This window comes from Halomonas sp. SSL-5, assembly GCF_030708455.1.
In the GTDB taxonomy this organism is placed as follows: domain Bacteria; phylum Pseudomonadota; class Gammaproteobacteria; order Pseudomonadales; family Halomonadaceae; genus Halomonas.
Window position 1 is genome coordinate 54445 of the sequence record NZ_JAUYWF010000009.1, and the last position, 11996, is coordinate 66440.

Sequence of the window (11996 nt, forward strand, 5' to 3'; positions counted from 1 at the left end):
CATGCGTGTCCACGCCCAGCCTCGCCTGCTCGGCTGGCTCGTTGCAGCCCTGCTGCTCGCGGCCCTGGCGATACGCGTGGCCCTACCCTCCTTGACGACGACCGAGGCACCGCTGGCGCACTCATTGCCCCCGGTACCCCCCGTCGCCTGGCTGGCACCTGCCCCCGCCACCGAGCCACCCCGCCAGGCTGCCCCGCCCCTGGCGGTCACCATCGTCGGCAGCCTGCGCCACCCCGAGGCCAGCCACACCATCCTGGTGCTCGATACGCCCGACGGGCAGCGCGTGGCAGGCGAAGGCGATCGGATCTCGGCGACGCTCACACTCGAGGCGATCACGCCGGACGGCGTGATCCTGGACCACCAGGGACGCCAGCAGCACCTGGCCTGGCCGGAGCCTCCAGCCCCCACCCTGATGCTCGACACGGAGTGACTCTCATGAAGTCAACACCGCGGCTCCTGGCAGCCTGCCTGCTGGTCTTTTGCTCCCTCGCCGCCGCCCAGACACCGGGTCTCCCTGACGAGGAAGAGCGCTACGATATCGATTTCCGGGACACCGGCATCCGCGAGTTCATCGCCACGATCTCGCGATTGACGGATCGCCCCTTCGTCGTTGACCCCCGGGTTCAAGGCACCATCAGCCTGACCAGCCAGCGCCCCCTGACCCGCGATGAACTGTATCGTCTCTTCGAGAGCGAACTGCAGGTCAACGGCTATGCGGTGGTGGAACTGCCCGATGGCCAGGCGCGGGTGGTACCGGACGAGTTGGCCAGGACCCAGCCGCTCCCCACCGACATCGGCGAACGGGAGGGAGGTGGCGTAGCCACCCGGATCATCGAGACGCGTCACCTCGAGGCCAGCATGCTGGCCTCGATCCTGGAGCCCCTGGTGGATCCCAGGGTGGGCGTCATCACCGCCCACCCCTCCGGACGCCAGGTGGTGGTCACCGACTGGCAGGACAACCTGAACCGCCTGGCCCGGCTGGCCCGACTGCTGGACGAACGCCAGGAGAGTCAGGCCGAGATCATCAACGTCCAGCACACCCGCCCCGCCGATCTGGCCGAGACGCTGGATGGCCTGCTGCAAGATGGCGATGGTGGCGGGCCCCGGGTCATCGCGGCACCTCGCGCCGACGCACTGCTGGTGCTCGGCAACCCGGCTCAGCGCCAGCAGGTACGCGAACTGGCCAGCGGACTGGACACCGCGGTGGAGCGCCACGTACGCACGCGTGTCATCTACCTCAACCACGCCGCCGCCGAGGATGTCCTGACGGTGCTGGAGGAGCTGCAGTCCAGCGGCGCCACCCTGGTCAACGAGGAGGGCGAGCGCGTGACTCCGCCCTCCTCACGCGACAGCGAGAAAACCGCCTTCGCGGTGCACCCCTCCACCAATGCCCTGGTATTGACCGGCCCCCCGGAGAGCCTCGAGGCCTACCTGAGCATCGTCGAACAGCTCGACATTCGGCGCGCCCAGGTAGCGGTCGAGGCGATCATCGCCGAGATCACCGAGTCCCGCGCTCGCCAACTCGGCATGCAGTGGCTGTTTGCCGATACCGGCTCGGGCAGTACCGTCCCGGTCGGCGGCGTGAACTTCGGCACCGCCGGCTCCACCGGCATCACCGAGCTGGCCGCGGCCGCTGCCGGTGAGGACACCACGGCATTGGCCAACCTGCTGGGTGGCCTCAACGGCATCACCACCGGGGTGGGCCGCATCGACGCCAGCGGCCTCAGCTTCGCCGCGCTGCTCAACGCCCTGCGCAGCGACGCCGACACCAACCTGCTCTCCACGCCATCCCTGATGACCCTGGACAACGCCGAGGCCTATATCCTGGTCGGCCAGGAAGTCCCCTTCGTCACCGGCTCCACCACCGTCGACAACGCCAACCCCTACCAGACCATCCAGCGTGAGGATGTCGGCATCAAGCTGCGCATTCGTCCACAGATCAGCGCCGACAACACCATCCGCCTGGCCATCTCCCAGGAGGTCTCCTCCGTGGCCAGCAATGTCAGCGCCAGCGATGTGGTGACCAACAAGCGAGAGATCGAGACCGCCGTCACCACCCGGGATGGCGGCATCGTCGTGCTGGGCGGCCTGATCAGCAACCAGAGCAGCAACACGCGCCAGCAGGTGCCCCTGCTGGGCGACATTCCCCTGCTGGGCAATCTCTTCCGCTACTCCGACAGTTCCCGGGAGAAGCAAAACCTGGTGGTGTTCATCCGCGCGCGGGTCATCCGCGACGACCGCAGCCTGGATGCCGGCACGGCCCGCAAGTACCGCCATATGCGTGCCCAGCAGCTGCTCAGGGATCTCGAGGAGGATCAGGTCCTGCCGCCCCTGGAGAGCCAGGTGGCGAGCCTCGACGCGCTCTTCCCCTCCGGCCGCGAGCGGCTGGGGGAGCTGGCCCGGTGAACCAGCATCGTAACCACGACGCTGCCGACTGCGCCGGCGAGCGGCGTCCGTTGCTGCCCTACCGGCTGTCGAGGCGCTGCGGCGTGGCCCTGGACTGGCAGCAGGCGGGCTATCGCCTGTTCTGTCGCCATGACGCCTCGCTGGAGGCGCTGCAGGAGGCCCAACGCCAGCATGGACAGCCACTCGCCTGCGAGTGGCTGAGTCAGCAGGCGTTCGAGGCCCGGCTCGGCGAACTGCACGATGCCGAGCGCGACACCACCGAGAGCCTTATGCAGGGACTCTCCGACGAGGTGGACCTGGACAGCCTGCTGCATGAGCTGCCGCGTACCGAGGACCTCCTGGAGAGCGAGAGCGAGGCGCCGGTCATTCGCCTGATCAACGGCGTCTTCTCCGAGGCGCTGCGGCTCGGCGCCTCGGATATCCACGTGGAACCCTTCGAGAAGGAGCTCAACGTGCGCCTGCGGGTCGATGGCACTCTGCGTGTGGCGCTGCGGCCACCCCGGGTCCTGGCACCCATGCTGATCTCGCGTATCAAGGTGATGGCACAGCTGGATATCGCCGAGAAGCGCCAGCCCCAGGACGGCCGCATCAGCGTGCGGCTGGGGGGACGCGGCGTCGATATCCGTGTCTCGACCCTGCCCGGCATCCATGGGGAGCGGGTGGTGATGCGCCTGCTCGACAAGCAGGCCGCCCTGCTCGACCTGAACGGGATCGGCATGCCGCCGGCGGTGCTGGGCAGCTTCCGGCGCCTCCTGGCACGTCCCAACGGCATCCTGCTCAATACCGGGCCGACCGGCTCGGGCAAGACCACCACCCTCTATGCCAGCCTGGCGCATCTCAATGACAGCCGTCGCAGCATCCTCACCGTGGAGGACCCGGTCGAGTACGCCCTCCCCGGGATCGGCCAGACCCCGGTGAACCCCCAGGCCGGCCTGACCTTCGCCCACGGGCTGAGGGCCATCCTTCGCCAGGATCCCGACATCATCATGATCGGCGAGATACGCGACCTGGAAACCGCCGCGATCGCCGTTCAGGCCAGCCTCACCGGCCACCTGGTGCTCTCGACGCTGCATACCAACAGCGCCCTGGGGGCGGTGACCCGGCTGCGCGACATGGGGATCGAGCCCTACCTGCTGGCCAGCAGCCTGAAGGGGGTGATGGCACAGCGGCTGGTACGCCGGCTGTGCGCAGACTGTCGAGGCTGGCGGCCGCCTGCGGTCGGCGAGGCCGAGAGCATCGCCGGGCTCGGCGCGCTGCCCCGGGTCGCCGAGGCGGTCGGCTGCGAACGCTGCGAGGGCGCTGGATACCGCGGCCGACTGGGTGTCTACGAGTTCATCGACATCGACGAGACCCTGGCTGGCATGATCCACGACCGGGCCACCGAGTCGGAGATGGCGCGCCACGCCTTCGGGGAGAGGGCCTCCCTCGCCTCCGCCTCGCTGGCACTCCTGGCCAGTGGAGAGACCAGCCCGGCCGAGATCCTGAGAGCCATCCACCAGTAGCCCGACCACAAACTGCAATACCCGGCGGGCAGGATGGAAGCGCCGAATGGAGGATCCCGAGAGACCATGCCGACCTATCGTTACCTGGCCCTCAAACCTGATGGGTCGCGCCTGCGCAGCGTCCTGCAGGCCGACAGCGAGCGACATGCCCGGCAACTGCTGCGGGACCGGGGGCTCTTCCCCCGACGCCTGACCCCCGTGGGCCAGCGTCCACGCAGGCGGCGCTCGACGCGCCTCGACAACGACACCCTGGCCATGCTGACGCGACAGCTCGCTACCCTGGTGGAGGCGGGCATCGCCATCGGCGATGCCCTGGATGCGCTGGCCCAGCAGACCGAGGAGCCGAAGGCGCGCAGCCTGTTGCTGGATATCCTGCGGCGGGTGCGCGAAGGCTACGCCCTGGCCGATAGCCTCGCCGCCCACCCGAGTACCTTCGACGACCTCTATCGCAGCCTGGTCGCCGCCGGCGAGCGCGCCGGCCGCCTGTCAGGTGTCCTCGAACAGCTGGCGGACCACCTCGAGCGGGTACAGCAGCAGCGCTCGCGAGCGCGCACCGCGCTGATCTACCCCAGCGTGCTGATCGTGGTCTCGATCCTGGTGGTGGTGGGCCTGATGACCCATGTGGTACCGCGCCTGGCGGAGCAGTTCGAGCACTCCAACCTCACGCTACCCACCCTGACGCGCCTGCTGATCAGCCTCTCCGACCTGTTGCAGGCCACCGCGGGCTGGCTCGCCGCCCTCCTGCTGGTGGCTGGCGTCCTGGTGCAGCGCCTGCTGCGCCGACCCACCATACGCCGTCGCTGGCACGCCATGCTGCTGTGCCTGCCACGCCTCGGGGAGCTGCTGCTGCTGCTCGATACCGCACGCCTGACCCGTACCCTGGCGATCCTGACGGGGAGTGGCATCCCCTTGCTGGATGCCCTGCGGGTCAGCCGCAACACCCTGGGCAACCGGGTCCTGCGCGAGGCGGTGGATGCCATCGTCGCCGACGTGTCGGGCGGCATCAGCCTGCACCGCGCCCTGGCTCGCACCGGCCGCTTTCCCCCCACGCTGCTGCATATGGTGGCCAGTGGCGAGGCGAGCGGCCGTCTCGAGCGCATGCTCGAGCGCATTGCGATCTCGCAGGAAACCACCTTCAACCGCCGCATAGAGGCCGCCCTGGGACTCTTCGAACCCCTGCTGATCCTGATCATGGGCGGGGTGGTCCTGGTCATCGTGCTGGCCATCCTGCTGCCCATCATGAGCCTCAATGGCTCGCTTTCCCCCTGACGGAGACCCACATGAGACACCCTGCTTACCGCCCCTCACCCCAGTCCGGCTTCACCCTGCTGGAGATCATGGTGGTGATCTTCATCCTCGGCCTGCTGGTCGCCATCGTCGCCCCCAATGTGCTGAGCAACCAGGATGACGCCATGCGTCAGAAGGCACGTGCCGATATCGCCACCCTCGAACAGGCCCTGGACATGTACCGCCTGGACAACCTGCGCTATCCCACCAGTGATCAGGGGCTCAAGGCCCTCGCCACACGCCCGAGCCAGACGCCGCAGCCCGACAACTATCGGCAGGGAGGCTATGTCCGTCGCCTGCCGGTGGACCCCTGGGGCAACGCCTACCAATACCGGCACCCCGGCGAGCACGCCGACATCGACATCTACACCCTGGGTGCGGATGCACGACCCGGCGGGGAGGGGCAGGATGCCGATATCGGCAACTGGATGCTCTGACGGTGAAGGCAACTGCGCCGGCCAGCGGTTTTTCCCTGCTGGAGTTGATGGTGGTGCTTGCCGTGATGGGCATCGTGGTCTCCCTGGGGGTCCCGCTGCTGGATCCGAGCCGGCGCCAGCCGCTGGAGACGACACGCGAGGTGCTGAGACAGGAGCTGCGGGAGGCTCGCCAACTGGCGGTGCAGGGGCAGCGACTGATCGGCTGGCGGCCGGACGAAACCGGTTACCGCTTCCTCACCTGGCGCGAGGACGGCCGCTGGGAGCCTCTGGCCGACGGCCGCCTGACCGCCGGGGCCTGGCCGGACGGGGTGACGGTGACGCGTCGCGACCCGAGCGACGCACCGACGGCGATGCCCTGGGTGATCTGGTGGCCCGACGGGGAGGTGGCCGGCACCACCCTCATGCTGCACCACGCGCAGCGTCATCTCGAACTGGCCGTGGGTCGGCCGCCGTGAGGCCCGGCGCCGTGCCGGGGCGAGGCACCGGGTTCACCCTGCTCGAGGTCATGGTGGCGCTATTCATCCTGGCCCTGCTCTCCCTCAGCGTCAGTCAGGGCCTGCAGCAGCGCAGCCGCGTCGCCCTGGCCGAACGGGAACAGATCCCGCTCATGCTGTGCGCTCGCGCCGTCGCCGGGGAGTTCGCCGCGACCCGCTTCTGGCCTGATCTCGGCGAACACCGGGGCGAGGCACCTCTCGGCTGCCACTGGCGACTCCGAGTGGAAGAGACCGACATCCAGGCTCTGCGCAGGGGGCAGCTGAGCGTCTCCCCGGGGGAGGTACCAGGCCCATCACTCACCTTCACACTCTTCCTGGCCCCATGACCTTGACGCGCGAACGCGGCTTCACCCTGCTCGAGGTGCTGGTAGCCCTGGGGCTGACGGCGCTGATCGGCATCAGCGTAGCCAGCCTGGTCAGCGCCATGGTCGATACTCGTGAACACCTGGCCGGCTCGCCGTCCATGCAGCAGCACCTGGACTTCGCCCAGCGGCTGGAGCGTCGACTGGAGAGCCTGGTGGTGCGCCCCCTCCACGAGGGTGGTCAGCCACGCCTGAACCGTCCCCTGGACATCCTGGCCGATGGGCGACGACTCGAATGGGTCGCCGCCAGCGGCTGGCCGCTGGCCCGGGGGGACCACTACACCCGCCTGCGCCGCCAGCGCCTCGAGTGGGAGCCGGATAGCGGAGCGCTGCGCCTGCTGTCCAGCGGCGAACTCGATGCTGCAGGCCGGCCCGCATGGCGCTCATCGGCACGCCTCGAGGGGCTCGAGCGGCTGGAGGTCGCCTTCCACGACGGGCAGCAGTGGCGGGGAGCCCCATCGGCAGCCGGCCTTGCCACGGCGATCCGACTCGACTGGTGGCAGGCGGGACAACGCCATGGCGTGGTGGTGGCTCTACCAAGCCTGGAGGCGCGATGAAACGGCAAAGGGGCGTGGCCCTGATCATGGTCCTGCTGTGCCTGGCGCTGGTCGCCTCGCTGATGACCGACCTCGTCGAGCAAGGGCGCCGCGACCTCCAGCGGCTGGCCCGGCTGCAGGCCGAGACCCAGGCGCGGCTGCATGCCGGCGGTGCCGAACTGCTGGCTCGGCGAATGCTGACCGACCCCGCGGCGCGGCATTCCGAGCAGTGGTGGCGCTGGCTCAGGGGGGAGCCCAGGCACCTGCCCACGGAGGGTGGCAAGGTAGTGATGCGTCTCGAGGATGGACGCACCTGTTTCAACCTCAACGCCCTCGCCCAGGAGGGGACGGCCCTGGCCGAGCGCCAGCTCCACCGACTGCTGATGCTGGAAGGCAACGGGGATTCAGCGGCACGACTGGTGGCACGCCTGGCCGACTGGATCGATACCGACGCCCAGCCACGGCCGGGCAGCCTCGACGGGATCGACTACGCCGGCCACGAACCGGCGCGCACCTCGGCCAACACCCTCCTCGCCGACATAAGCGAAATCAACTGGATAGCCCCACTGGACCCGACCCGTGTCCGGCGCCACCCGTCGCTTTGTGCGCTTCCCGACCCCGGCCCCTGGCGCCTCAACCTGAATACCCTGCCCCCCGACCGGCTCCACCTGCTCGACGCCCTCCTCGAAGGTCGAGTTTCCCGCGATGCGCTCTCGCGCCTGATCGCGGCCCGTCCGACCACCGGATTCAACGGGTTCGACGACCTGCAGACCCGCCTCGGCCAGCAGGTCGACTGGCTGCATGAACTGGGAAACCGCCTCACGCTCTCGCCCGACTACCTGACGCTGCATATCGAGGTCGAGGTTCGCGGTCACCGCTTCCGCTTTACCCGGCTGCTGCGAGCCGAAGGGGTCAGCAACTGGGCACCCTCCGTGGCAGCGGCCCGGGTCAGGGTCCTGAGACGCGGCACTCCCCCTGTCATCCAGGAGACATTTCCATGACCCTGTCACTGTCCCGACGCCACCCATCGCCTCGCGTGCTGCTGCAGGCAAGCCAGCGCGAAGCCTCGGCGGAGGCGACGCTCTGGTGGGCACTGGTCGCCCCCGACGCACCACCCGGTGCGCCGCCGCTGGAAGCGGGATGCCTGACGGGCGGCGACCTCGACGAACGGCTGGCCGGCCTGTGCCGCCAGCATTCCGCCGTGCTGCTGCTGCCTCCCGATGCGGTCAGTCACTTCTCTCCCGCTCACCCCAGGGGGGTAAAGCGACGCGAGTGGCCGCTGCTGATCGAGGAGCAGGTCGCCACCCCGGTATCACGACTCACCCTCGCCGCCCTGGAAAGGCGACCGGACAGGCTCGAGCTGGTGGCGGTAGAGCAGCAGCTGTTGGCCGCGTGGCAGGCCTGGCTGAACGACCGCAACCTCGGGGTAGGCTACTGGGCAAGCGGATTCATGGGCCTGCCGACACCCGACATGCCAGAGCAGGTTTGCGTCCTGGATGACGGCACCTGCTGGATGATCAAGGCCCGGGACCCCGAGTTCCCGGAGGTCGAGCGCTGGTTGAGCTGGCCCAGGGACTGGCTGTCCCTGCTCCCCCCCGGGCTGAGTGATAGTCACTGGCTGGGCCCCGAGGGCACGTCCGTCACCGCTACGCTCCCGCCCGATGAACGGCTCGCCCTCTTCGGACGCCACCTCCCGGCCCGGTTGCCCGAGATGCCGGGGGCGGGGACCGCGCGCCAGAGGCCCTGGCGCCTGGCCCTGGTGCTGACCATCTTGTTGCTGGCACATGGCGGCCTGAGTGCCTGGCCGGCCATGCCCTCCCCCGCGTCCGACGCCGCACAGGCGACCCGGCTGGCGCAGCGCAACACCGACATGGCGGCCCTGATGGAACGACTGTCGCCGGTGCTGGACGAGGCGCCGCTGCGCCTGGCGCGCTTCAGCGTGGCGGGCCAGCGCCTGAGCCTGACCTGGACGATGGAAGACGAGCAGGCCAGCGTCGCACTGGCGCAGCGCCTGGAGGGGCTGGGTGAGGTCTCGCGGGGGGCCGGTCAGCTACGCCTGGAGACTCGACTCGGCAACGCATCGGCATCAACGGGAGGGGGACAATGAGTCTGTGGAGGCGATGCATGGCGGGATGGCGCCAGCGACCTGCCGGAGAGCGCTATCGCCTGCTGGCAGGCGGACTGGCGATCCTGGCCATGAGCGGCCTTCTGATCGCCAGGCAGCTTCCGTGGCAGCCGTCGCTGTCGCTCGACGGCACGACCGGCAGGATCGACCAGGCGGCGTGGGAGTCGACGGCCTCGCGACTGAATCTCCATGACGTGCGGGTCGAGACGTCAGGGGCCGACCTGGTGCTGAGCGGCACCCTGGAGACACCGGAGGCCTTCACGGCCTTCGCCGACTGGGCCCAGGACCAGGGCTGGTGGGCGCTGGACTGGTCACTGGCCCGAGGGGATGAGGCGCTGGACGTGGAGGCACGCTTTATCCACGTCAGCCCCCTAACGGTGGGGCCTCAGCCCCTCCGGAAGGCCGCCAGGTCGTGGGGGTCGACGCCGTCGACCCGCTCGGGCAGGCCACGCTCGCGGCGAGCCGCCCGCACCACCTCGCGCTCGGCGAGCAACTCGGCATCGTCGTCCAGGGTGCGGCCGTTGAGCTCGGCGAGCTGGGCCATGCCCTGGTGGTAGAAGGCGAGCAGGTCCAGGGCGGTAGCGTTGTCCTCCGCCATGCCCCGGCGCAGCGCCGGCAGGTAGCCGCTGACCCGGGAGAGGTGGTGCTTGAGCTGCCATACATAGCGCACCTCGGTCATCCAGGGGCGCTCGCGCAGTACGGCAAAGACCAGGCTGGTGGCCACTAGCCCCAGCACCACGCCCAGCACGTTGAGCCAGAAGCCGCCCTCGAAGGCGGCCTGGAGGAGCTGGACGAACACCAGTCCGAAGACGATCAACTGGCCGGCCATGGCCAGACTGATGAAGCGCCCCTTGCGGCGGTAGGACTCGGGATCGTGCTCCTCGAACTGGAACGGCATGGCGGGCTCCTGGGTGGCGAATCGGCAATCGTCGGCATTATCCCGACAACACCATGCTGGGTACAGACCCAGATGCCACCATGCCGCCACCACCAGCGTGAGAGGCGCCGGGGACAGGGCGGAGAGGGGGTCCTATGCCAGGGACGGCATCGGTAGCGCCCAGGGAGGGGTTCACAGCGCCCCCTCGAAGGCCTGTCGCCGGATCAGCCTCGCGTATTACCTCAATCGCTCGGCGGCGGAGAGCAGCAGGTGTTCGGTGGTCTCCCAGCCGATGCAGGCGTCGGTGACCGAGACCCCGTGGCGCAGCCGCCCCGGCTCCAGCGCCTGCTTGCCCTCGTGAAGATGGCTCTCCAGCATCAGGCCGGCGATGGCCGTCTCGCCGGCCTCGCGCTGGGCCAGTACATCGAGCAGCACCTCACTCTGACGGCGGTGATCCTTGCGGGCGTTGGCGTGGCTGCAGTCGACCATCAACCGCGGCGAGAGGCCGGCCTCCTCCAGGGCGCGACGCGCCGCCTGGACGTGATGCGCCTGGTAGTTGGGCTCGCCGTGACCGCCGCGCAGCACCAGCTGGGTATGCGGATTGCCGGCGGTATCGCGGATCACCGGGCGGCCCTCGGCATCCATGCCGAAATGGCTGTGAGGGTGGGCCGCGGCACGCATGGCATCCAGGGCCACACCGATATCGCCGCCGGTCGCGTTCTTGAAGCCCACCGCCGCCGAGAGGCCGCTGGCCAGCTCGCGGTGCAGCTGGGACTCGGTGGTGCGGGCACCGATCGCCACCCAGGCGAGCAGGTCCTCGAGATAGGGAGCCAGCATCGGCTGGAGCAGCTCGGTGGCCACCGGCAATCCCAGGGCGGCCACGTCGCGCATCAGCCGCCGCGAGATCTCGAGGCCACGCGCCATGTCGCCGCTGCCGTCCAGGTCGGGGTCGTAGGCCAGCCCCTTCCAGCCCACGGTGGTGCGGGGCTTCTCCACATAGACCCGCATCACCGGCAGCAGACGGTCCGAGATGCGCGGCGCCAGCTCCGCCAGCCGGTGGGCATACTCCAGCGCCGCCTGGGGGTCGTGGATGGAGCAGGGGCCCACCACCACCAGCAGGCGGTCATCGCGGCCGGCGAGGATATCGTGGACGGCGCGGCGCTGGGCATCGACCCGGCACGCCAGGTCGGCGGAGAGCGGCAGCTCGCGGGTCAGCTCCCCCGGGGTAGGCAGCGCTCGCGCGGGGTTGGCGGCGGGGCGCGGGGATTCGTTCAGGTTCACGGCGGCAAGGGTAGCGTTCATGGTGTCATCGGCTCCGGGTAGCGGTCATACATCGTGTCTGTCGGGTGCCACCGATCTCGCTACGGTCGGACGTGGCGGAGTGGACCGACCGCAGCTCGCTAAATCGCCAGTAGCCGTAATAGCCCACACGGCCTCGGGTCCGGCGGATGGCGATGGATGCGGTCATGGTCTCTCTCCTCGATGTCAGCTGTGTTGTGGGGTGTCCTGACACGCAGAACCCCCGGGCGGGGCTGCCGTCCGGGGGTTCTGGTGGAGGCGGCCCTGGTGGGTGTGCCTCCGGCGATGTCGCGTCTTGCGCTCAGGACATGGCCGCCGGCACACCGGTCATAAAATAGCCATACCAGAAGCCATTCGCGGCCACGCACGACAACTCCCCACGGCCGATGGCGGCGTGATGAGGGAAGCGGTGGGCGACGGCTGCGATCATGGGGTTCTCCTGAGCATTCGCATCATCCTGCCGCATCGCGGCATGGCTGGCAAGGCCCGCCAGGCCGAGCGGCTCAGCCGGCGAACAGCTGATACCAGCCGATGGTGGCCGGCAGCGCGCTCATGGCCACCAGCACGATCAGGCCCATGATGATGGAAAGCAGGCCGCTGCTGTCACGGAAGTTCTCGTCGTGTCCCGCCATGTGTCACTCCTTCGATTGCGTCAGGGTAAAGGGTCTGGG

14 protein-coding genes are annotated in these 11996 nt (G+C 69.2%); 10 read left to right on the forward strand and 4 right to left on the reverse strand.

Annotated elements, in window-relative coordinates:
* Position 1: 1 nt before the first annotated feature.
* The 10 genes from RAN53_RS11740 to RAN53_RS11785 all read left to right on the forward strand — a co-directional run bounded on the left by RAN53_RS11740 (position 2) and on the right by RAN53_RS11785 (position 9131).
* Positions 2-430, forward strand: a complete 429-nt coding sequence (locus tag RAN53_RS11740; RefSeq protein ID WP_305797001.1) for a type II secretion system protein N — start codon at positions 2-4, stop codon at positions 428-430.
* Between the two features lie 5 nt (positions 431-435).
* Positions 436-2406, forward strand: a complete 1971-nt coding sequence (gspD, locus tag RAN53_RS11745; protein WP_305797002.1) for a type II secretion system secretin GspD — start codon at positions 436-438, stop codon at positions 2404-2406.
* Positions 2403-3908: a GspE/PulE family protein gene (locus RAN53_RS11750; RefSeq protein WP_305797003.1), complete on the forward strand. Its 1506-nt coding sequence runs from the start codon at positions 2403-2405 to the stop codon at positions 3906-3908. Before gspD ends, RAN53_RS11750 begins: the two co-directional genes overlap by 4 nt.
* Before the next feature lie 66 nt (positions 3909-3974).
* Positions 3975-5177 carry a type II secretion system inner membrane protein GspF gene (gene gspF / locus RAN53_RS11755; RefSeq protein WP_305797004.1) on the forward strand — a complete coding sequence of 401 codons (1203 nt, stop codon included), beginning with the start codon at positions 3975-3977 and terminating at the stop codon, positions 5175-5177.
* Between the two features lie 11 nt (positions 5178-5188).
* Positions 5189-5632 carry a type II secretion system major pseudopilin GspG gene (gene gspG / locus RAN53_RS11760; RefSeq protein WP_305797005.1) on the forward strand — a complete coding sequence of 148 codons (444 nt, stop codon included), beginning with the start codon at positions 5189-5191 and terminating at the stop codon, positions 5630-5632.
* A gap of 2 nt (positions 5633-5634) precedes the next feature.
* Entirely contained in the window at positions 5635-6087 is a 453-nt protein-coding gene (locus tag RAN53_RS11765) for a prepilin-type N-terminal cleavage/methylation domain-containing protein (protein ID WP_305797006.1), read from the forward strand.
* On the forward strand, positions 6084-6452 hold the full coding sequence (locus RAN53_RS11770) for a prepilin-type N-terminal cleavage/methylation domain-containing protein (protein ID WP_305797007.1): 369 nt from the start codon (positions 6084-6086) through the stop codon (positions 6450-6452). Before RAN53_RS11765 ends, RAN53_RS11770 begins: the two co-directional genes overlap by 4 nt.
* Before the next feature lie 2 nt (positions 6453-6454).
* Positions 6455-7045, forward strand: a complete 591-nt coding sequence (locus tag RAN53_RS11775; protein WP_305797008.1) for a type II secretion system protein J — start codon at positions 6455-6457, stop codon at positions 7043-7045.
* The gene (gene gspK / locus RAN53_RS11780) at positions 7042-8025 is read left to right on the forward strand and encodes a type II secretion system minor pseudopilin GspK (protein ID WP_305797009.1); all 984 of its coding nucleotides are present in this window, start codon (positions 7042-7044) and stop codon (positions 8023-8025) included. The genes RAN53_RS11775 and gspK overlap by 4 nt, the downstream gene beginning before the upstream one ends.
* Positions 8022-9131: a type II secretion system protein GspL gene (locus RAN53_RS11785; protein ID WP_305797010.1), complete on the forward strand. Its 1110-nt coding sequence runs from the start codon at positions 8022-8024 to the stop codon at positions 9129-9131. Before gspK ends, RAN53_RS11785 begins: the two co-directional genes overlap by 4 nt.
* A 403-nt stretch (positions 9132-9534) precedes the next feature.
* Here the strand turns inward: RAN53_RS11785 and RAN53_RS11790 are convergent, their stop codons facing one another.
* From RAN53_RS11790 to RAN53_RS11805, 4 genes are all read right to left on the reverse strand, one after another.
* On the reverse strand, positions 9535-10047 hold the full coding sequence (locus RAN53_RS11790; protein ID WP_305797011.1) for a DUF3087 family protein: 513 nt from the start codon (positions 10045-10047) through the stop codon (positions 9535-9537).
* A gap of 216 nt (positions 10048-10263) precedes the next feature.
* Positions 10264-11328, reverse strand: coding sequence for a 3-deoxy-7-phosphoheptulonate synthase (locus RAN53_RS11795; RefSeq protein ID WP_305797012.1), 1065 nt, complete (start codon positions 11326-11328; stop codon positions 10264-10266).
* Positions 11329-11626: 298 nt separating this feature from the next.
* Positions 11627-11755 carry a hypothetical protein gene (locus RAN53_RS11800; protein ID WP_305797013.1) on the reverse strand — a complete coding sequence of 43 codons (129 nt, stop codon included), beginning with the start codon at positions 11753-11755 and terminating at the stop codon, positions 11627-11629.
* A 73-nt stretch (positions 11756-11828) separates the two neighbouring features.
* Positions 11829-11957, reverse strand: coding sequence for a hypothetical protein (locus RAN53_RS11805; RefSeq protein WP_305797014.1), 129 nt, complete (start codon positions 11955-11957; stop codon positions 11829-11831).
* Between the last annotated feature and the right edge of the window lie 39 nt (positions 11958-11996).